Origin of the sequence: Curtobacterium sp. MCBA15_001 (assembly GCF_001864835.1) — a bacterium.
Taxonomy (GTDB): domain Bacteria; phylum Actinomycetota; class Actinomycetes; order Actinomycetales; family Microbacteriaceae; genus Curtobacterium.
In genome coordinates, this window is the sequence record NZ_MJGI01000027.1 from 74,590 (window position 1) to 94,108 (window position 19,519).

The window sequence follows — 19,519 nt, forward strand, 5'->3', positions numbered from 1 at the left end:
CCGGCATGACCGACCTCCCGACGCGACGGGACCGCCGCCTCGCCGTGGCTGGCCGTCGCCGTGACCCGGGTGTGCCCAGCAACGGGCGCACCCGGGTCATGGGCATCCTCAACGTCACGCCCGACTCGTTCTCCGACGGTGGACTGCACGCGGCCTACGACGCAGCCGTCGCGCACGCACGGGACCTCGTCGCCGGTGGGGCCGACATCGTGGACGTCGGCGGCGAGTCCACCCGCCCGGGTGCCGAGCGTGTCCCGGTCGAGGTCGAGCAGCAGCGGGTGCTGCCGGTCGTCGAGCAGCTCGTGGCCGAAGGCATCCCCGTCAGCGTCGACACGATGAACGCCTCGACCGCCGAACGGGCCGTCGAGCTCGGTGCCGCGATCGTCAACGACGTCTCGGGTGGGCTGGCCGACGACGACATGGCGCGCGTGGTCGCAGCGACCGGGTGCGGGTTCGTCGTGATGCACTGGCGCGGGCACAGCGACCGGATGTACCGCGACGCCGTCTACGCGCACGCGGTCGACGAGGTCCGGCGCGAGGTCGAGATGCGCGTCGCCGAGCTCATCGTCCTCGGGGTCCGTCAAGACCAGGTCGTCATCGACCCGGGGCTCGGGTTCGCCAAGCAGGGCGTGCAGAACTGGGAGATCCTGGCGGGCTACGAACGCTTCGCCTCGATCGGTCTGCCCGTGCTCGTCGCGGCGTCGCGCAAGCGGTTCCTCGACGGCATCGGCAGCCCGGTCGGCGCACCACCGGCGGACCGCGACCTCGCGACCGCCGCCATCAGCCTGTTGGCAGCCGAGCGCGGGGCCTGGGGCGTGCGCGTGCACGACCCGGCACCCACCCGCGCCGTGCTCGACGTCTGGGAAGCCTGGAGGGCAGCTCGATCGTGAACGACACCATCCGCCTCGTCGGAGTCCGTGCACGTGGCCACCACGGGGTCTTCGACCACGAGCGTCAGGACGGCCAGGACTTCGTCGTCGACGTCGCCGTCGAGGTCGACGCCCACGCGGCCGCCGGTCCGGACGACCTCGAGAAGACCGTGCACTACGGGGTGCTCGCCGAGCAGGTCGTCGCCGAGATCGAACGCGACCCGGTCGACCTCATCGAGACCCTGGCCGAGCGCATCGCCGCCGCGGTCCTCACGCACGACGCCGCCCTGGCGACCGAGGTCACCGTGCACAAGCCACAGGCACCCATCACGGTGCCGTTCACCGACGTCTCGATCACGATCCGCCGCGAACGCACGCGGACGACCGTCGCTCCGGACGCCGCGTGACCCGCGCCGTCGTCGCACTCGGCGCCAACCTCGGCGACCGGGGGAGCACCCTGCGAGCCGCAGCGACCGCCGTGGCCGCGCTGCCCGGGGTCACCGCCGTGGCGTCGAGCCACGAGGTCGAGTCCGTCGCCCTGACGCTCGACGGCCTGGACACGGACAAGCCCCGCTACCGGAACGCCGTCGTGGTCGTCGACACCGAGCTCAGCGCCCAGGACCTGCTCGACGCCCTGCGCCGGGTGGAGGACGAGCATGGTCGGACCCGTGACGTCCGCTGGGGTGACCGGACGCTCGACCTCGACGTGGTGACGTACGGCGACGAGCACATCGCGACCGACACCCTCGACGTGCCGCACCCGCGAGCGCACGAGCGGGCCTTCGTGCTCGCGCCGTGGCTCGACGCCGACCCCGACGCCGTGCTGCCCGGTCGCGGACCGGTGGCCGACCTGCTGGCCGCGCTCGGCGACGACACCGAGCGCGTCGACGAGCCGCGCCTGCTCGACCCGGCGACCACGGCCTCCCGACCGAGCGCGAGCGGGACGGACGCCGCCTCATGAAGACGACCCGCGCCTCCACCCTCGTCAGCCTGGCCGTCGTCGCGGGCATCGCCGGCTTCGCGCTCAACGCCGCGCTGGCCTCGCGCCAGGCGCCCGCGCTCATCCTCGTCAGCCCCCTCGGCTTCGCGCTGGCGTTCATCGGCATCGTGCTCATCGCCCTGGCGGTCCCGGTCCGGCGGCACGCCCGCGGCGACGCCGGTCGTCGTGTCGACCCGATCTACGCGACCCGCGTCGTCGTGCTCGCGAAGGCATCGAGCATCTGCGGTGTGCTCTTCGGCACCTTCGCGCTCGGCTTGCTCGTGTACCTCCTGACCCGCTCGGTCGTGCCTTCGCTAGGCTCGACACTGCCGAGTGTCCTGGCGGTCGGCGGCGGGATCGTGCTCACCGTGTGCGCCCTCGTCGCCGAGCGCATGTGCATCGCCCCACCGGACGACGACGACCGCGACGACCCGCGGGGTGGCACCACGGCACGATGACCACCTGGAGGGCCCGATGCCGCGCGAACGACTCGACGAGCCGGGCCTCGGCCTGACCGGCATCACCTGGACCCGGGTGTCCGCCAAGCTGGTGTGGACCGAACTCGTCACGACCGTGCTGGCCGGCGTCGTCGTGACGGCGGGCTGCGTGCTGTTCGCGGTGCTGAACGGCGGCCCGTCGGACACCGCCGGGCTCGTCTGGACCTGCATCGCCGTGGCCGTCGGCATCGCCACGGTGATCACCGCGATCCTGACGCCGCGCCGGGTCCGCGCGATCGGCTACGCCCTGCGCGAGGACGACTTCGTGCTCCGCAAGGGCCTGATGTGGCAGCGCTTCACCGCGGTGCCGTACGGCCGGCTGCAGCTGGTGGACGTCAACCGCGGGCCGCTCGACCGCGCGCTCGGGATGAGCGAACTGAAGTTCGTGACCGCCGCCGCGTCGACGAACGTCCGCATCCCGGGCATCCCCGCCGAGCACGCCGACGAGCTCCGCGACCAGCTCGTCGAGCTCGCCGAGTCCCGCCGCGCCGGGCTCTAGGAGCCACCGTGACGTTCAAGCCCGGCCCGCCGCCCCCGGCACCCGCACGCCGCGGGAACGCCGCTGCGGCCGCGCCCCTGACCGACGGCGAGTGGCACCGGCTGCACCCGCTCACCCCGCTGCTGCGCGGGGGCATCTTCCTGATCGTCGTGCTCGGCATCCTGGTGAACAACCTGCGCGACACCCTGGTCGAGATGGTGATCCCCGGTGGCGGACCACAAGAGGACGGCGACCCCGTCCGCTACGTCTACGAGCACGGTGCCGTCGGGTGGGTGCTGCTCGGCATCGTCGGCTTCCTGGTCGTGCTCATCGGCCTGTTCTGGCTGTCGTGGCGGATGCACGAGTTCCGCGTCACGGGCGAGATCGTCGAGGTGCGCTCGGGGGTGCTGTTCCGCAACCACCGCAAGGCGCGGCTCGACCGGATCCAGGGCATCAACGTCTCGCGGCCGCTCATCCCACGGCTGTTCGGCACCGCGAAGCTCGAGATCGCCCAGGCGGGCAACGACGCCAACGTCCAGCTGGCCTACCTCGGGGCGAAGGCGGGCGACGACCTGCGGCAGCGCATCCTGGTGCTGGCGTCCGGAGCGCAGGAGGACGAGGCCGACGGGCAGAGCGACCGCCCGCGCTACGACTCCGAGGGCATCGTCTCCGACCGCGTGCATGAGTTCCTGTCGCCAGAGTTGGACGCCGGGGCCGTGCGTGCGACGCGGATCGTCAAGGTGCACCCCGGGCGGCTCATCGCGTCGATGGTGCTCTCCGGCACGACGGTGTTCCTGTTGGCGGTCATCGCCGCGATCATCATCAGCATCGCGGTCACCGGCGAGTACTTCCTGCTCGTGTCGCTGTTCCCGGCCGTGATCGGCGCCGGCGGCTACTACGTCCGCAAGTTCTCGAAGTCGCTGCAGTACACGATCGCCGACACCCGGGACGGCATCCGCATCGGCTTCGGTCTCGTGTCGACGTCGAACGAGACGCTGCCGCCCGGCCGCATCCACGCCGTGAGCGTCGCGCAGCCCCTGCTCTGGCGGCCGTTCGGCTGGTGGGACATCCGGATCAACCGGGCGACGAACGCCGGCAACGGCGCATCGAGCAACCAGCAGGTCTCGTCGATCGTGCTGCCCGTCGGCACCGCGGCCGACGTCCGGCAGGTGCTCGAGATCATCCTGCCGTCCCTGGTCGGCAGCGCGGTCGTCGGGCCGCAGGCATCGAAGGACCTGCTGCGCGAGGGATCCGCCGAGGCCGTCAGCGTCGTCGACGACAGCCTCACCACCACCGGCGACCAGGGGGGCTTCCGGCACTCGCCCCGTCGTGGCCGCTGGCTCCGCCCGCTGTCCGCCCGCCGGAACGGGTACCGCTTCGTGCAGGGTGCCGTGCTGCTGCGGCTCGGGGCCGTGTGGCGCAGCCTGGTCGTCGTGCCGCTGCCCCGCGTGCAGAGCGTCAAGGTCTCCCAGGGCCCGGTCGACCGTCTGTTGCGGCTGGCGTCCGTGCACGTGCAGACCGTGCACGGGCCGGTCACCGCGGCCATCGGCGCGCTCGACGCCCGTGACGCCCAGCAGCTCTGGTCCGAGGCATCGTCGCGTGCGGTCGAGGCCGCAGCGACCGACACCTCGCACCGTTGGCGGTCCGGGCGTGGGTCCGGCGCGTCCGGCCAGGAGGCCCGGGTCGCCGCCGACACGTTGCCAGCGCGACCGTCCGGCCAGGGTGACGGGCCGTGGGCCAGCCACACCGAGCCTCCTGTCGGGTGGACCGACGTGCCAGCGCCCGGAGCGGTGCGGTGAGGGCCGGTCGCCTGGGCGTCGGCGTCGTCGGCGCCGGACGGGTCGGACCCGTGCTGGGAGCCGCACTGGCGAACGCCGAGCACGCGGTCGTCGGCATCACCGCCGTCTCCGAGGACAGCCTCGACCGCGCCGAGGCCCTGCTGCCCGGCGTCCCCGTGATCGACACCCCTGCACTGGTCGAGCGGAGCGAACTCGTGCTGCTCGCGGTGCCGGACGACCAGCTCGCCGGCCTCGTGCAGGGGCTCGCCGACGCGGGGATCTGGCAGCCGGGGCAGCTCGTCGTGCACACGAGCCCGGACCACGGCGTCGGTGTCCTCGCCCCCGCCATGGCCGCCGGCGCGATCCCACTCGCGATCCACCCCGCGATGGCGTTCACCGGCACGAGCGTCGACCTCGCCCGCCTGCGTGATGCCTACTGCGCGGTCACCGCTCCGGCGCCCGTGCTGCCGATCGCCCAGGCGCTCGTCGTCGAGATGGGTGCGGAGCCCTTCGTCGTCACCGAGCAGGACCGCCCCGCGTACGCCGATGCCGTGCGCGCCGCGGTGAGCTTCTCGACCGCGATCGTCGACCAGTCGGCGGGAACGCTGTCGGGCATCGGGGTCGAGCACCCCGGACGGGTGCTCGGCGCCCTGGTCCGTTCAGCGGTCGACAACGCGCTCGCCGCCGCCGACGGCCAGTCGACGCTGTAGCCGCGCGCGCCGCCCGCCCTCGCACGCGGGGCACGGGACGGCGGACGCGGGCGGGTACCATCGATGCGATCCCCCACGACCTCCGGAGCCGCACCCGCATGACCGACGAGACCGCCACCACCGACACCGCGATCGCCGACGCCGCCGCCCTGGCCGAGCAGGAGACGAGTGAGCAGCGGCAGGTCCGGCTCGACAAGCGGGCGCGACTGCTCGACGCCGGCGTGCAGGCCTACCCCGCCGAGCTGCCGATCACGACGACGATCCCCGCGGTCCGCGCGCAGTACGAGCACCTGGAGACCGGCGAGGAGACCCAGGACGTGGTGGGCGTCGCCGGCCGCATCGTGTTCTCGCGCAACACCGGCAAGCTCTGCTTCGCGACGCTGCAGTCCGGCGACGGCGCACGCATCCAGGCGATGGTGTCCCTGGCCGAGGTCGGCGACGAGTCCCTCGCGCGCTGGAAGGAGTTCGTCGACCTGGGTGACCACGTGTTCGTGCACGGACGGGTGATCTCCTCGCGCCGCGGCGAGCTCTCCGTGATGGTGGACGACTGGGCGATGGCGGCGAAGGCGATCCTGCCGCTGCCGAACCTGCACAACGAGCTCGGCGAGGAGACCCGGGTCCGTCAGCGCTACCTCGACCTGATCGTCCGCGACCAGGCCCGCGCCACCGTCCGTGCCCGTGCCGCCGTGATGGCGTCGCTGCGTGAGACCTTCACGGCGCACGAGTACCTCGAGGTCGAGACCCCGATGCTGCAGACCCAGCACGGCGGCGCCTCGGCCCGGCCCTTCGTCACGCACTCCAACGCGTTCGACACCGAGCTCTACCTGCGCATCGCGCCAGAGCTGTTCCTGAAGCGAGCCGTCGTCGGTGGCATCGACCGGGTGTTCGAGATCAACCGCAACTTCCGCAACGAGGGCGCCGACTCGTCGCATTCGCCCGAGTTCGCGATGGTCGAGGCCTACCAGGCGTACGGCAACTACGAACAGATGGCCGACCTGACGCAGGAGCTCGTGCAGAACGCCACGCGCGCGGTCACCGGCGGACCGCTCGAGGTCACCCTGCCCGACGGGTCGAGCTACGACCTCGGCGGCGAGTGGCCGCGCATCGACATGTACGGGTCGCTGTCCGAGGCGGCCGGGCGGGAGATCACGCCGGAGACGCCGCTGGCCGAGCTGCAGGAGCTCGCGGCGGCCGAGGGCGTCGAGGTCGCCCACGCCACGCACGGCAAGTACGTCGAGGAGCTCTGGGAGCACTTCGTCATCGACTCGCTCGACCGCCCCACGTTCGTGATGAACTTCCCGGTCGACACCTCACCGCTCACCCGCGAACACCGCACCCGCCCGGGCATCGTCGAGAAGTGGGACCTGTACGTCCGCGGTTTCGAACTCGGCACGGCGTACTCCGAGCTGGTCGACCCGGTCGTGCAGCGCGAGCGGTTCGTCGAGCAGGCGAAGCTGGCGGCCGGGGGCGATCCCGAGGCGATGCGCGTCGACGAGGAGTTCCTGCGTGCGCTCGAGCACGCGATGCCCCCGTCGGGCGGCATGGGCATGGGAATCGACCGGCTCCTGATGGCGATCACCGGCCTGGGCATCCGCGAGACGATCCTGTTCCCGCTGGTCAAGTAGTCCCAGCTGACGTCATCGGCGCCGGGGTTAGGATGCTCGGGTGCCGCATGGAGTCGTGACCGGGATCATCTTCGCCCTGACGCCGACCGTCGTGGTCGGCCTCGTGTTCTGGTTCGTCATGCGCGCCATCATGCGGGCGGACCGCACCGAGCGCGCCGCGTACGCCAAGGTCGAGGCAGAAGAGCGCGCGCGGTTCGAGCGCGAGCACGGCGTTCCCGCACCCGCACCCGCCTCCGCGGAGTAGCCGGAACCCGACGTCTGCGCGTCGCCGCGCGTTCACACGCCCGTTGCCGTCCGGTGTGAGCATCGACGCCATGTCCATCACCCAGCTGTTCCGTACCCGCAGCCTCGTCGGCGACATCGAGAGCGAGTACGACGAGTACGACCGCGACGCCGACCTCGAGGTCTCGAAGCGTCGCGAGGGGTGGCTCGAACCCTCCTGGTGAGGTCGCGACCTGCCTGCTGTTCGGGGTACGGCGACCGGATCGACGTGATCCGGTTCGACGTACCCCTTTTCCTTGTCCACGAAGCGCTGCACCCCGGGGTACAAGCTTGCGCTGATGCAAGAACTCCCTCCGTACCACCGGAAAACCGGCGACATCCCCTTGCTCGTGCGGATGTACCTGCGGCAGACTGACGGCACGGTGTACCCCGTGGGGGGCGGCCCCCACGATGAAGCACGGAGATGCCTGGGAATCATTCGGTTCCGTTTGTGGGGTACACCTCGGGACCGCTCTACTTGGTCTCACCCACCGCCGTCACCGTCAATGCAGGGAGAGTCACATGACGATCGCAACGACAACACCGAGCACGACCTCGCGCCGGACGAAGAAGGCCACCGCCAAGGCCGAGCCCACCAAGGTCGAGAGCACCACCCTCGACACCGTGGCCGAGGTCGAAGCGGACGAGCAGCTCGCCGGGGTCCGCGGTGCATCGGTCGACCAGGTCGGTGACTACCTGCGCCACATCGGTCGTCTGGCCCTCCTCACCGCTGAGGAAGAGGCCGACATCGCCCGCCGCATCGAGGTGGGCCTGTTCGCCGGCGAGAAGCTGGTGACCGAAGCCGGTCTCCCCAAGGCCCTGCAGCGCGAGCTGAAGTGGCTCGTCCGCGACGGCGAGCGTGCCAAGGAGCGGATGATCACCTCGAACCTCCGCCTGGTGGTCAGCATCGCCAAGCGCTACTCGCAGCGCGGCCTGCCCTTCATGGACGTGATCCAGGAAGGCAACCTCGGCCTGGTCCGTGCGGTGGAGAAGTTCGACTTCACGCAGGGCTACAAGTTCTCGACGTACGCCACCTGGTGGATCCGTCAGGCCATCTCCCGTGGCCTCGCCGACAAGGCGCGCACCATCCGCATCCCGGTGCACACGGTGGAGCTCATCAACAAGATCTCCCGCACCGAGCGCGACCTGACCGTGGACCTCGGCCGTGCGCCGATGCCGGAAGAGGTCGCCGCCGAGCTCAGCATGAGCGTCGAGGAACTGGTCGACCTCAAGGGCCGTTCGCACGAGCCCGTGTCGATCCACACCGTCGTCGGCGACTCCGACGACAGCGAACTCGGCGACTTCATCGAGGACGAGGACGCCGCGTCGCCGAACGAGCTCACCGAGACCACGCTCCTGCACCGCGACATCCGCTCCATCGTGGCGGAGCTGCCGAGCGACGAGGCGAACGTGATCCGCATGCGCTACGGCCTCGACGACGACAAGCCCATGACGCTGGACGAGATCTCGAAGATCGTGCACACCACGCGTCAGGCTGTCAGCCGCGTCGAGTCCCGCGCCAAGCTGCGGCTCTTCGCCAAGGCGGTCTCGCAGGACATGCAGCTCTACCTGACCGAGTAGCGCACGAAGGCTTCGGTCGGCGTCCACTGCGACGTCGACTCGGGGAACCGGGTCGTTCTGTGGGAAGACGATCCGGTGGGGTGATGGGACGGCCCGTCCGAGCACAGCTCGGGCGGGCCACATCCATGTCCGGGGACGGTCGGCGCGCAGACGCCGCGCGGCTTCGGCGGCGCGCTCAGTCCTCGGCGTCGCGCCGCAGCTTCTGCCGCAGGTCGCTCGGGATGAGCTCGACGAGCTGGTCCGGCCGGACGGGCAGGTCGAGCAGGCTCAGCTTCACGCGTCCGGTCCGTCCGTGCCGCTCCGCATCGAGTCGGACGACGCTGCCCGCGTCCTTGCGCAGCCGCATGTCGATCTGGGCACCCGTCGCGACCTCGCCGACGACGAGCCCGTCGACCTCGAGCGCCGCGCTCCGGGTGCCCTCGGCGATGTCGAAGCGGTAGCGCTCCCGCGCGGCGAGCACGACGGCGCGGTCGATGCCGGCCATCGGGGCGACGGGGGTGACGACCGAGCCGGAGAGCGCGGGGGAGAGGACCGGTCCGCCGGCGGCGTAGTTGTAGGCCGTGGACCCCGCCGGTGTCGCGGCGACGATGGCGTCGGCGCGGTAGTAGCCGTACCCGAAGCCGCCCACGCTGAGGTCGGCGGACACCTGACCGGCACCGGGACGCCGGACGATCGTCAGGTCGTTGAACGCGAGGTAGTCGGTGCGGGCGCCGCTCCAGGACAGCTTCGCCTCGAGCGCGTGGTGCGGTTCGAGCTGGTAGTCGCCCGCTGAGAGCCGTTCGAGCGCGGCCTCGAGTTCCGGCGGCTCGATCTCCACCAGGAACCCGACGTTGCCGTGGTTGACGCCCAGAACCGGGACCGGCCGCCGGGCGACCAGTCGCATGGCGCCGAGCATCGTGCCGTCACCACCGAGTGCGACCACGAGGTCCACGATCTCGGTGAAGTCCTCGTCCTCGACCACGTCGATCGTCGCGCCGATCCGGGCGGCGTCGATGCGTCGGGCGACCAGGCGGCCAAGGCCGGAGGAGTTCCAGCGCTGCAGGGTCGCGACGGACTCCTGCACGTTCTTGGTCGGGTGCACGACGAGACCGACGACGGGCTGCTCCATGCGCCGGATGCTACCGGGCTGACCTGACCCGAAGGGTTCTCAAATCCGGCCGTATGCAATATTCTGTATGGATGCGGCCGTCAACCCTCTCCCTCAGCGTGCCCACCGTCCAACACGGCCGCGAGGTCGTCCTGCTCGCGGAACACGAATCGCGAGACTCCGGGTTCGGGTTCGTCGACGCGGAGCACCTGCTCGTCGCCGCTGTCCTCCTGTGCAGTGGCATGCCACGGCTGCGCGACGTCCTGGAGCGCCACGGCGTGACGACTGCCCGCGTCCGCGAGGCCATCCGGGTGTTCGTCGGCGCCGGGGTCCCGCCCTACCCCGGGCACGAGGACCGTGTCACCTGCACCCCTGCCGGCGCCCGCGTCCTCGCGCGGTCCGCCCAGATCGCCGGGCCGCACGAGCGTGTCCGACCGCACCACGTCCTGCTGGCCGTGCTCGACGGTGTCGACGACCCGCTCATGGGTGCCGCGCACGACGTCCTCGACCGGCTCGACGTCGAGCCCCGCCGGTTCCGCCGAGCGCTCCGCCGCGCCGCCCGCCACTGACGCCGCCGCTCCCTCGCGCCGCCCGCCGCCGACCCGTCGCGCTCGCCGCCGATGCGCGCACTGCGGGCGATCGAGGTCACGCCCACGGCGAACAGGGGCAGCCTGGACGGGCAGCGCTGGTTACGCTCGATGTACGTCACCGGACTCCCACGGGTCCGGCAAGGGAGAGCACATGTTCGAGAGATTCACCGACCGAGCCCGTCGTGTTGTCGTCCTCGCTCAAGAAGAAGCGAAGATGCTCAACCACAACTACATCGGCACCGAGCACATCCTCCTCGGCCTCATCCACGAGGGCGAGGGCGTCGCCGCCAAGGCGCTGGAGTCGCTCGGCATCTCGCTCGATGCCGTCCGCGAGCAGGTCCAGGACATCATCGGGCAGGGCCAGCAGCAGCCGACCGGGCACATCCCGTTCACGCCGCGCGCCAAGAAGGTGCTCGAGCTGTCCCTGCGCGAGGCGCTGCAGCTCGGCCACAACTACATCGGCACCGAGCACATCCTGCTCGGCCTGATCCGCGAGGGCGAGGGTGTCGCAGCCCAGGTCCTCGTGAAGCTCGGCGCGGACCTCAACCGTGTCCGCCAGCAGGTCATCCAGCTCCTCTCTGGCTACCAGGGCAAGGAAGCGGTCGCCGTCGGCGGCGAGCAGCAGCAGAACGCGCAGCAGGGTTCGCAGGTCCTCGACCAGTTCGGTCGGAACCTCACCCAGGCGGCGCGCGACGGCAAGCTCGACCCGGTCATCGGGCGCGAGAAGGAGATGGAGCGGGTCATGCAGATCCTCTCCCGTCGCTCCAAGAACAACCCCGTCCTGATCGGTGAGCCCGGCGTCGGCAAGACGGCCGTCGTCGAGGGCCTCGCGCAGGCCATCGTCAAGGGCGACGTCCCCGAGACGCTCAAGGACAAGCAGCTCTACTCGCTCGACCTCGGTTCGCTCATCGCCGGTTCCCGCTACCGCGGTGACTTCGAGGAGCGCCTCAAGAAGGTCACGAAGGAGATCCGCACCCGCGGCGACATCATCGTCTTCATCGACGAGATCCACACGCTCGTCGGTGCCGGCGCTGCCGAGGGCGCGATCGACGCCGCGTCGATCCTCAAGCCGCTGCTCGCTCGTGGTGAGCTCCAGACGATCGGTGCCACCACGCTCGACGAGTACCGCAAGCACTTCGAGAAGGACGCAGCCCTCGAGCGCCGCTTCCAGTCGGTGACGGTCAACGAGCCGTCGCTGCCGCACACCATCAACATCCTCAAGGGCCTCCGCGACAAGTACGAGGCGTTCCACAAGGTGTCCATCACCGACGGCGCGATCGTGTCGGCGGCGAACCTGGCGGACCGCTACGTGCAGGACCGCTTCCTGCCCGACAAGGCGATCGACCTGATCGACGAGGCCGGCGCCCGCCTGCGCCTGTCGATCCTGTCCGCCCCCCCGGAGCTCCGCGAGTTCGACGAGAAGATCTCCACGGTCCGTGGCTCGAAGGAAGCCGCGATCGAGGAGCAGGACTTCGAGAAGGCCGCCAGCCTGCGCGACGAGGAGAAGAAGCTGCTCGGCGAGCGGCTCCGCCTCGAGAAGCAGTGGCGTGCCGGTGACGTCGCCGCGTCCGGCACCGTCGACGAGGGCATCATCGCCGAGGTCCTGGCCCAGGCCACGGGCATCCCGGTGTTCAAGCTCACGGAAGAGGAGACCTCGCGTCTCGTCTTCATGGAGAAGGCCCTGCACCAGCGCGTCATCGGTCAGGAAGAAGCCATCTCGGCCCTCTCCAAGACGATCCGCCGCACCCGCGCCGGCCTCAAGGACCCGAACCGCCCCTCGGGCTCGTTCATCTTCGCCGGGCCCACGGGTGTCGGCAAGACCGAGCTCGCCAAGGCGCTCGCGGAGTTCCTGTTCGACGACGAGGGCGCACTGATCTCCCTCGACATGTCGGAGTTCGGTGAGAAGCACACCGTCTCGCGCCTGTTCGGTGCCCCTCCCGGGTTCGTCGGGTTCGAGGAGGGCGGCCAGCTCACCGAGAAGGTGCGCCGCAAGCCGTTCTCCGTGGTCCTGTTCGACGAGATCGAGAAGGCCCACCCGGACATCTTCAACTCGCTGCTGCAGGTGCTCGAAGAGGGCCGCCTGACCGACGGTCAGGGCCGCGTCGTCGACTTCAAGAACACCGTCATCATCATGACCACGAACCTCGGTTCGCAGGGCATCGCCGGTGGCCCGGTGGGCTTCCAGGTCGAGGGTGACTCGGGCGTCGGCTACGACCGGATGCGCGCGAAGGTGAACGAGGAGCTGAAGAAGCACTTCAAGCCCGAGTTCCTGAACCGCGTCGACGACACGATCGTGTTCCCGCAGCTGTCGCAGTCCGAACTGCTGCAGATCGTGGACCTGTTCGTGAAGCGTCTGTCCGACCGGATGCTCGACCGCGACATGACCGTCGAGCTGACGCTGCCGGCCAAGGAGCAGCTCATCAAGGTCGGGTTCGACCCGGCCCTGGGTGCTCGTCCGCTGCGCCGCGCGATGCAGCACGAGGTCGAGGACCAGCTCTCCGAGCACATCCTGCAGGGTGAGCTCACCGCGGGTGACCACGTGAAGGTGGACTTCCGCGAGGGCAAGTTCGAGTTCGAGACCGGGCGTCAGCCGGGTCGCGAAGAGGTCCTCGCCGGTGCTCCGTCGCTCGAGAAGACGCCGGAGACCCCGCAGGGCGAGATCGAGTCCTAGGACCCACCGCACGACAGACGGGAGGCCCGGTGCCAGCTGGCACCGGGCCTCCCGTCTGTCTGATGGTCGCGATCAGACCAGCGGCTCGTCGCCGCGTTCGGCGTCGCTCGCGACGTCGCTGTCGGCAGTGCCGTCGGAGTCACCGGTCAGCCCGTCGGCCAGACCGTTGGTCTGGTCGAAGGGGTGCCCGATCGACTCGTCGTTGAGATCGGCGAGGGACCCGTTGTCCTCGCGGTGTTCCGGGTTGGTGTCCTTGTCCATGTGCCGGACGGTACGCCGGAGCCCCCGTGCCGTTCCCAGCACGGGGGCTCCGTCGATCGTGGTCAGGCTCAGGCCTGGACGTCACCGCGCCAACCGGCATCGGTGGGCGCCGACTCGACGCGCTCCTTGTAGTTCTGCAGGTCCTTCTTGACGGCGTGGCCACCGACGCCGACCGCCGAGCCGAGCTTCTCGAGGAAGCCGGAGGGCTCCCAGTCGATCTGCGCGGTGACGCGGGTCTCGTGGTCGGAGAGCTTGTGGAACGTGACGACGCCGGCATGGTCGGTGTCGCCGTCCTTCACGGTCCAGGCGACGCGCTCGTCGGGGTGCTGCTCGGTGATGACGGCGCGGAACTGGCGCTCCTGGCCGGCGACCTTGACGGTCCAGTCGGTCGTGGTGTCGTCCACCTGGACGATCTTCTCGACCTCGTCGAGGAAGTGCGGGAACTCCTCGAAGCGGGTCCACTGCCCGTAGGCGGCGCTGACGGGGACGTTGACGTCGATGGTCTCGATGATCTGGGGCATGTCCCCGACGGTAGGCGGCGGGCGCTGGGCACAGCACAGGCTGGTGTCCCCCAGGCACGCGGTTCCGGTTCGTCGGTCTAGGGTTGTCGCGATGGCTGAGCACGGGAAGCACGCGTTCCACGAACGGGACGACCACGGGATCCTGGTGCGCCCGGCGCTGGCGTCGGACGTCCCGCACATCCAGCGGCTCATCGCCCCGTACGTCGACCGGCGGATCCTGCTCGGCAAGGAGAACGTCGCGCTCTACGGCTCGATCCAGCAGTTCCGGATCGCCGAGGGGCCGGACGGCACCCCGATCGGGTGCGGCGCCCTCGCCGTCTTCTGGGACGACATCGCCGAGGTCCGCACGCTCGCGCTCGACGCGGACTGGATCCACAAGCGGGTGGGGCACCGCATGCTCGAGGCGCTCGAGCACGACGCCCGCGAGCTCGGCGTCGCACGCATCTTCTGCCTGACGTTCGAGGTCGACTTCTTCGCCAAGCACGGGTACCTGGAGATCGGCGAGGAAGTCGTGTCTCCGTCGGTCTACGCGGAGCTGGTGCGGTCCTCGGACGAGGGCGTCGCGGAGTTCCTCGACCTGGCGCGGGTCAAGCCGAACACGCTCGGCAACACCCGCATGCTGAAGATCCTCTGACGCTTTCGGTCGCTCGTCGGCGGGGTTCCCTCGTCGGACGCGCGGCGGTGTCTACCCTGTGCGCATGTCGTCGTTCCGTCACCCCGTGGGCCCGCAGAAGCCGGGCGTGTACTGGCGCCGCCGTCTGACCGTCCTCGGCGTCATCGCCGTGATCGTCGTCGTCATCGTGCTCATCGTCGTCGGCCGCGGCAACGGCGCTCCGGCGGCCGCACCGTCCCCCTCGGCGTCGTCTGCTGCTCCGACCGTTCCGGCGTCGCCATCGGCTGCGGCTTCTGCTTCGTCCGCGCCGTCGTCCGGGCCGTCGGCTGACCCGTCAGCGTCGGCTTCTGCCGGGTCGTCGTCCTCGGATGGGGCGGCGGCCGACGGTGCGACGTGCTCCAAGGGGCAGATCGCCCTGAAGCCCGTGCTCGACAAGAGCGCCTACGGCCCAACCGAGGACCCGAAGGTCGCCATGTCGATCGAGAACAGCGGGTCGAAGTCCTGCCACATGGACCTCGGCTCGGCGCAGCAGGTGCTGACGATCAGCTCCGGCGCCGAGCAGTACTGGTCCTCGAAGGACTGCCAGACCGGTGGGACGAGCCAGGACGTGACGATCAAGGCCGGGCAGACCCTGACCACGCCGGCGATCGCCTGGGACCGGACCCGTTCGTCGACGACCACGTGCGACTCCTCGCGGCCGTCGGTGACCGGTGGGGGAGCGAGCTACCACCTGTCGGTGTCGGTGGGGAACATCACGTCGGCCGACTCGGCGCAGTTCGTCCTGAACTGAGGCAGCCGCTTCGCGTCCGGGGGTCGTCAGTCGAACTCCGGCGTCGTCGTCTTGCAGCTGACGGGCTGACCGGGCTGGCCCTGCTCTTCGGCGATCACCCGCTTGCCGTCGAGCAGGATGCGGCAGGTGGCCGTCTGCCCGTCCGACGGGGTCGCCTGGACCGAGGCCGGATCGGTCGCGAGGACGATCGTCTCGTGCGTCCAGGCCGCGCCCGCAGAACCGTTGCCGGCGCCGGGCTTGGTGGACGCGGTCGACAGGGTCTGCCGCTCGGCGGCTTCGCCACGCTTCTCGGCACCGAGGTAGGCGACGTCGTGCAGGGTGGCCGCGTCCGGGGAGTCGACGGTGACTTCGTACGTGACGGACCAGGCATCGCCGACCTGCTGGTTGATCTGCGCGCAGCCCGTCAGTGCGAGGGCTGCTGCGCCGAGGACGGCCGCGGCGGCGATGCGGGCGGCGGTGGTGCGCCGGGTCATGGTGGTGCGGGCGTTCGTGGTGCTCGTGCCGGTGGTGTTGGCGTTTGTGGTGCGTGTGTCTGTGCTGCGATTGGTCATACAAACACGATCGCGGCCGGCCGATCGAACTTCGTCATGACGAAGGTTCGATCGAGTCCGACCGCGGTCGTGTTCGGGGTCAGCCGACCGGATGACGGTCAGCGTTCCCCTGGGGTTCAGCCGATGACGGTGATGTTCTCCGCCTGCGGGCCCTTGCGGCCCTCAGTGATCTCGAACTCCACCTTCTGGTTCTCTTCGAGGCCGCGGTAGCCGCTGCCCGAGATCGCCGAGAAGTGCGCGAAGACGTCGGCGCTGTTGTCGTCCGGGGCGATGAACCCGAAGCCCTTTTCGTTGTTAAACCACTTGACGGTTCCAGTTGCCATGATGGCGTTTCCTTAACTGTTCTTGCTTTCCATCGCGGTATGACACGCAGACGGAGCCTCGTCGTATGTCGACGAGGGTGATGCGCCACGCGGGCAGGTGCCGGCGGGACGGGTTCGGGGTCAGGCCCGGAGGCCAGTGACCCGTGTGTCCGGCTGAGGGGCGAAACCACCTCGGTCGGACGTTGGGCGCCGCCGAAGCGGTGTGACCAACGTAGCGTGTCTGCGGGGGAAGGGCCAGACGCGGTCGCCGGTTTCGGCGAAATCTGGTGAACTTGATCGTGATGGCAGAGAAGGAACAGCGTTTCCGGAGCGAACAGCTCGAGGACGCGCTCGCGAAGCAGGACGTGGCAGCGGTGGCGTACGCGCTGCGGAACGACATCGTGATCGTGCCGCGGCTGGTCACCGGCAAGAAGGACATGCAGGTGCGGGTGTTCGGGCGGGAGGGCTCGGAGCAGCGCATCCTGCTGCTGTTCTCGTCGGCGGACGCCTACACGGCGATGGTCCCGGACGAGAAGGTCCGGCAGGTCATGGTCTACGACGCGGCGCGGCTGGAGGAGTTCCTGGCGGCGCACCTGGACTCGCTCGAGGGTGTGTTCTTCGACATCGCCGGGCCGTACACGATGCAGGCCGAGCCGGCGGACCTGCTGGCCGCATTGCGCGCCTGACTGCGTGACGTGCCCTGGCTCATCGCCAGGGTCGAACGTCAGAAGGCAGCGTCGAGTTCGCGTTCGCGGACGGACTTCGTCATCGAGAACGCGACGCGGAGGGCTTCGCGCAAGTGCTCGGCGTCGGCACCGAGCACGGTCGTGAAGCCGAGGCGCCGGGCTTCGCTCGCACGCTGCTTGGCGCCCGTCGCCGGACGGATCTCACCCGCGAGGCTGATCTCGCCGATCGCCGCGAGGGTGTGCGGGTAGGGGCGGTCCCTGGCGGCGCTGGCGAGGGCGAGCACGATGGCGAGGTCGGCGCCCGGTTCGGTCAGCTTCATCCCACCCACCGTGGACACGTAGACGTCGGCGTCGGAGAACTTGATGCCGGCGCGACGTTCCAGCACCGCCAGCAGCATCGCGACACGGGAGGCATCGACGCCGTTGACGACCCGGCGGGGCTGCGGCGCGGACGTCGGGACGACGAGCGCCTGGACCTCGACGGGCAGCGCCCGACGGCCCTCCATCGCGACGGTGATGCACGTGCCGGACACGGGTGTGCCGTTGCGGGACATGAACAGGCCGCTCGGGTCCGGGACCTCGTGGATGCCGTCACCCGCCATGTCGAAGCAGCCGACCTCGTCCGTGGGACCGAAGCGGTTCTTCAGGGCGCGGACGAACCGGAGCGCCGTCTGGCGGTCGCCCTCGAAGTGACAGACGACGTCGACCAGGTGTTCGAGCAACCGCGGTCCGGCGATCGAGCCGTCCTTGGTGACGTGCCCGACGATGAGCACGGGCAGGTTGCGCTGCTTGGCTTCGCGGATCAGGGTCGACGCGACTTCACGCACCTGGGAGGTGCCCCCCGCGATGCCGTCGACCGACGCGGACGAGATCGTCTGCACGGAGTCGGCGATGAGCAGGTCCGGCTGCACCTGGTCGATCTGCCCGAGGATGACGCCGAGGTCGACCTCGCTCGCCAGGAACAGCTCGTCGTGCATGGCCCCGGTGCGCTCAGCACGCAGGCGGACCTGGTCGACGGACTCTTCGGCGCTGACGTAGAGCACGCGCTTGCCCTCGGCCGCGGCGCGTGAGGCCACTTCGAGCAGCAGCGTCGACTTGCCGACGCCGGGCTCACCGCTCAGCAGGACCGCAGCGCCCGGGACGATCCCGCCGCCGAGCACGCGGTCGAACTCACCGATGCCGCTGCGCCAGCGCGGGACGGCACCCACGCGTGCCTGGGTGATCGGCTGGGCGACACGGGTGCCCGCGACGGCCACGGCACTGGTGCCACGGACGCTCGCCGTGGCGGCGGAGGTGTCCTCGACCGTGCCCCACGACTGGCACTCGCCGCAGCGGCCGACCCACTTGATCGTGGTCCAGCCGCACTCGGAGCAGCGGAAGGTCGACTGGGGGCGGGCCATGGGACGAGGTTAGGCCGCGCCGCCGACATCACCGGACCGGCTCGCAGGCCCCTCCGAGCCGGTGCCGGTGCGGTCCTGCGCGCCCGGGATCGGGATCGAACCGGTCACCCGTTCGCGCAGGCGGTCCATCCGGCCGGGGCGGTGGGCGTGCTCGATGTCGTCGGCACCGGCGGTGTCCTGCTCGGCGCGCGCGTTCGCCACGGCACCGGCCTCGCGCCCGAGGTCCTCGGCCTCTCGTGCCGACAGGTAGTGCCGGATCGCGGCGACGGTGTCCACACGGGCGTCGATCGCCGGCTCGAAGGCGCTGGCCCAGATCTCGTACCCGCGGTCGTTCGGGTGGAACAGGTCGCCGTAGGTGTTGAAGAACGTGCGGCGGATGCCGACCCGCTTGGTGATCGTGTGCAGCGGTGCCACGGTCAGCCCGAGTTCGTCGGCCACGCGGTGGATGATCTCGTTCGCGACGGCGACCTTGCGTTCGCGGTCGGGGGAGAACATGCACGGCAGCTCGGCCACCACCGCGTGCGAGGGCACGGCGGCGTAGATGGCCCGGATGTTCCGCTCGAACTTGTCCGGGTGGAAGTCCGCGATGTCGTTGGCGCCGATCGACACCGTGCAGACGTCGGGCGCGAAGCCGCGCAGCTTCGGCAGTTGGTCCTTCTTGGCGCCCCAGGTCGTCGCCCCCGAGACGCTGAGGTTCACCATGCGGACGGTCATGCGCGAGCGGTGCTTGATCCGGCGCGCGAGCAGGCCGACGTACCCGCGGGAGGGCACCGTCGCTCCGACACCCTGGGCGGCTGAGTCGCCGATCGCCAGGTACGTGAGCTGTCCCTCGTGGTGGAGCCGTTCGCGCCACCACTCGGCGTGCGTCGGCAGCATCTCGACGACGCGTTGGGAGGCGGCGCGCTGTCCCTTGACGCCGGCTCGGGCGCCGAGGGCCGCGCCACCGGCGACCACCAGGCCGCCGCCGATCGAGGAGAGCAGTGCGATGAGCGTGCGGGACTTCATGTCGTCGACGGTACGCCCGCAGCACTCGTCGGATCAGGGCGGATCCTGTGTCGGTGCGGAGCGCCCTGGGGGTGACCGCCTGTGGAGGGTGGGCCGTCCTGCGGTGTCGCGGGGGGCCTCCCGGATCGTGTAAACTCTCTCCCGGTACCGTGTCCGAGCGGCCGAAGGATCATGTCTCGAAAACATGTGTGGGGGCAACTCCACCGTGGGTTCAAATCCCACCGGTACCGCCACAGGGCCGTTTGTGTTTCTAGCCTCAACGGT

At 70.3% G+C, this 19,519-nt stretch carries 23 protein-coding genes and 1 tRNA gene; 17 read left to right on the plus strand and 7 right to left on the minus strand.

All coding sequences use genetic code 11. From position 1 onward, the window contains the following. Positions 1–5 precede the first annotated feature (5 nt). From folP to BIU90_RS16370, 11 genes are all read left to right on the plus strand, one after another. Complete coding sequence (gene folP / locus BIU90_RS16325) at positions 6–890, plus strand: dihydropteroate synthase (RefSeq protein ID WP_083404031.1); 885 nt, start codon at positions 6–8, stop codon at positions 888–890. Beyond that, positions 887–1,276 carry a dihydroneopterin aldolase gene (gene folB, locus BIU90_RS16330; RefSeq protein WP_071301293.1) on the plus strand — a complete coding sequence of 130 codons (390 nt, stop codon included), beginning with the start codon at positions 887–889 and terminating at the stop codon, positions 1,274–1,276. Before folP ends, folB begins: the two co-directional genes overlap by 4 nt. After that, positions 1,273–1,830, plus strand: coding sequence for a 2-amino-4-hydroxy-6-hydroxymethyldihydropteridine diphosphokinase (gene folK, locus BIU90_RS16335; RefSeq protein ID WP_071301294.1), 558 nt, complete (start codon positions 1,273–1,275; stop codon positions 1,828–1,830). The genes folB and folK overlap by 4 nt, the downstream gene beginning before the upstream one ends. After that, positions 1,827–2,306, plus strand: a complete 480-nt coding sequence (locus BIU90_RS16340) for a DUF3180 domain-containing protein (protein WP_071301295.1) — start codon at positions 1,827–1,829, stop codon at positions 2,304–2,306. The genes folK and BIU90_RS16340 overlap by 4 nt, the downstream gene beginning before the upstream one ends. Positions 2,307–2,322: 16 nt before the next feature. After that, on the plus strand, positions 2,323–2,844 hold the full coding sequence (locus BIU90_RS16345) for a PH domain-containing protein (RefSeq protein WP_071301296.1): 522 nt from the start codon (positions 2,323–2,325) through the stop codon (positions 2,842–2,844). Positions 2,845–2,852: 8 nt separating this feature from the next. Continuing rightward, on the plus strand, positions 2,853–4,622 hold the full coding sequence (locus BIU90_RS16350; RefSeq protein ID WP_071301297.1) for a PH domain-containing protein: 1,770 nt from the start codon (positions 2,853–2,855) through the stop codon (positions 4,620–4,622). Next, the gene (locus BIU90_RS16355) at positions 4,619–5,311 is read left to right on the plus strand and encodes a Rossmann-like and DUF2520 domain-containing protein (RefSeq protein ID WP_254787091.1); all 693 of its coding nucleotides are present in this window, start codon (positions 4,619–4,621) and stop codon (positions 5,309–5,311) included. The genes BIU90_RS16350 and BIU90_RS16355 overlap by 4 nt, the downstream gene beginning before the upstream one ends. 98 nt (positions 5,312–5,409) lie before the next feature. Further along, the gene (lysS, locus tag BIU90_RS16360; protein WP_071301299.1) at positions 5,410–6,936 is read left to right on the plus strand and encodes a lysine--tRNA ligase; all 1,527 of its coding nucleotides are present in this window, start codon (positions 5,410–5,412) and stop codon (positions 6,934–6,936) included. Between the two features lie 40 nt (positions 6,937–6,976). Then, positions 6,977–7,180 (plus strand): hypothetical protein, encoded by a 204-nt coding sequence (locus tag BIU90_RS16365; protein ID WP_071301300.1) that lies wholly within the window; start codon positions 6,977–6,979, stop codon positions 7,178–7,180. Positions 7,181–7,250: 70 nt separating this feature from the next. Further along, on the plus strand, positions 7,251–7,382 hold the full coding sequence (locus BIU90_RS19195) for a hypothetical protein (protein ID WP_302847400.1): 132 nt from the start codon (positions 7,251–7,253) through the stop codon (positions 7,380–7,382). Positions 7,383–7,719: 337 nt separating this feature from the next. Beyond that, on the plus strand, positions 7,720–8,778 hold the full coding sequence (locus BIU90_RS16370; protein ID WP_071301301.1) for a sigma-70 family RNA polymerase sigma factor: 1,059 nt from the start codon (positions 7,720–7,722) through the stop codon (positions 8,776–8,778). Positions 8,779–8,953: 175 nt separating this feature from the next. On the opposite strand, the gene BIU90_RS16375 is transcribed toward BIU90_RS16370, so the two are convergent. After that, positions 8,954–9,886, minus strand: coding sequence for an NAD(+)/NADH kinase (locus BIU90_RS16375; protein WP_071301302.1), 933 nt, complete (start codon positions 9,884–9,886; stop codon positions 8,954–8,956). Positions 9,887–9,984: 98 nt separating this feature from the next. Between BIU90_RS16375 and BIU90_RS16380 the strand changes: the two genes are divergently transcribed. Beyond that, positions 9,985–10,434 (plus strand): Clp protease N-terminal domain-containing protein, encoded by a 450-nt coding sequence (locus BIU90_RS16380; protein WP_071301303.1) that lies wholly within the window; start codon positions 9,985–9,987, stop codon positions 10,432–10,434. Positions 10,435–10,606: 172 nt separating this feature from the next. After that, a complete protein-coding gene (locus tag BIU90_RS16385; RefSeq protein WP_071301304.1) occupies positions 10,607–13,126 on the plus strand; it encodes an ATP-dependent Clp protease ATP-binding subunit in 2,520 nt (839 codons plus the stop codon). Between the two features lie 72 nt (positions 13,127–13,198). Here the strand turns inward: BIU90_RS16385 and BIU90_RS19075 are convergent, their stop codons facing one another. Next, positions 13,199–13,387: a hypothetical protein gene (locus BIU90_RS19075; protein ID WP_071301305.1), complete on the minus strand. Its 189-nt coding sequence runs from the start codon at positions 13,385–13,387 to the stop codon at positions 13,199–13,201. A gap of 68 nt (positions 13,388–13,455) precedes the next feature. Beyond that, positions 13,456–13,908: an SRPBCC family protein gene (locus BIU90_RS16395; RefSeq protein ID WP_071301306.1), complete on the minus strand. Its 453-nt coding sequence runs from the start codon at positions 13,906–13,908 to the stop codon at positions 13,456–13,458. Positions 13,909–13,999: 91 nt separating this feature from the next. Here BIU90_RS16395 and BIU90_RS16400 point away from each other — a divergent pair, with 91 nt between their 5' ends. Further along, the gene (locus BIU90_RS16400; RefSeq protein ID WP_071301307.1) at positions 14,000–14,542 is read left to right on the plus strand and encodes an amino-acid N-acetyltransferase; all 543 of its coding nucleotides are present in this window, start codon (positions 14,000–14,002) and stop codon (positions 14,540–14,542) included. 64 nt (positions 14,543–14,606) lie between these two features. After that, the gene (locus tag BIU90_RS16405) at positions 14,607–15,311 is read left to right on the plus strand and encodes a hypothetical protein (RefSeq protein ID WP_071301308.1); all 705 of its coding nucleotides are present in this window, start codon (positions 14,607–14,609) and stop codon (positions 15,309–15,311) included. 26 nt (positions 15,312–15,337) lie between these two features. On the opposite strand, the gene BIU90_RS18835 is transcribed toward BIU90_RS16405, so the two are convergent. Then, positions 15,338–15,862 carry a hypothetical protein gene (locus tag BIU90_RS18835; protein WP_083404032.1) on the minus strand — a complete coding sequence of 175 codons (525 nt, stop codon included), beginning with the start codon at positions 15,860–15,862 and terminating at the stop codon, positions 15,338–15,340. A gap of 116 nt (positions 15,863–15,978) precedes the next feature. Beyond that, on the minus strand, positions 15,979–16,185 hold the full coding sequence (locus BIU90_RS16415) for a cold-shock protein (RefSeq protein WP_056126521.1): 207 nt from the start codon (positions 16,183–16,185) through the stop codon (positions 15,979–15,981). A 281-nt stretch (positions 16,186–16,466) separates the two neighbouring features. Here BIU90_RS16415 and BIU90_RS16420 point away from each other — a divergent pair, with 281 nt between their 5' ends. Further along, the gene (locus tag BIU90_RS16420; RefSeq protein WP_071301504.1) at positions 16,467–16,850 is read left to right on the plus strand and encodes an SseB family protein; all 384 of its coding nucleotides are present in this window, start codon (positions 16,467–16,469) and stop codon (positions 16,848–16,850) included. 38 nt (positions 16,851–16,888) lie between these two features. Here the strand turns inward: BIU90_RS16420 and radA are convergent, their stop codons facing one another. Beyond that, positions 16,889–18,250, minus strand: a complete 1,362-nt coding sequence (gene radA / locus BIU90_RS16425; RefSeq protein ID WP_071301309.1) for a DNA repair protein RadA — start codon at positions 18,248–18,250, stop codon at positions 16,889–16,891. Between the two features lie 9 nt (positions 18,251–18,259). After that, the gene (locus BIU90_RS16430; protein ID WP_071301310.1) at positions 18,260–19,255 is read right to left on the minus strand and encodes an SGNH/GDSL hydrolase family protein; all 996 of its coding nucleotides are present in this window, start codon (positions 19,253–19,255) and stop codon (positions 18,260–18,262) included. 143 nt (positions 19,256–19,398) lie between these two features. On the opposite strand from BIU90_RS16430, the gene BIU90_RS16435 reads away from it, so the two are divergent. Next, positions 19,399–19,488: transfer RNA gene (locus tag BIU90_RS16435), tRNA-Ser, on the plus strand. Positions 19,489–19,519 lie beyond the last annotated feature (31 nt).